This window comes from Pseudomonas sp. F220 (assembly GCF_057813935.1).
In genome coordinates, this window is the sequence record NZ_JBVASJ010000171.1 from 1 (window position 1) to 294 (window position 294).

Here is a 294-nt window from a genome sequence, read left to right on the forward strand (position 1 = left end):
ACACCACCAGTGAAAGTGGCGCCCAGTCTATCTTTCTATCACATACCCAAATTTTTAAAGAACGATCTAATCAAAGACTAGAAATCAACATTCACCATCATCACAATGGAATGCTCATTTCTAAGCTCTTATATAAAAAATCACTCTCCCAGTCAGAGAGTAACCTTATCGTCTTCTTCAATGAATCAAGCAATTCGTGTGGGAACTTATGGAGCAGCTGATGTCGTCGATTAAGGAGGTGATCCAGCCGCAGGTTCCCCTACGGCTACCTTGTTACGACTTCACCCCAGTCAT

Annotated in this window: 1 protein-coding gene and 1 rRNA gene; one reads left to right on the top strand and one right to left on the bottom strand. The window is 42.5% G+C overall.

Annotation, left to right across the window (positions count from 1 at the left end):
* A partial coding sequence (locus tag ACZYSM_RS29500; RefSeq protein WP_489077224.1) for a hypothetical protein occupies positions 1 to 221 on the top strand: 221 nt, incomplete at its 5' end.
* A gap of 10 nt (positions 222 to 231) precedes the next feature.
* On the opposite strand, the gene ACZYSM_RS29505 is transcribed toward ACZYSM_RS29500, so the two are convergent.
* Positions 232 to 294 (bottom strand): 16S ribosomal RNA (locus ACZYSM_RS29505); the annotation flags it as partial.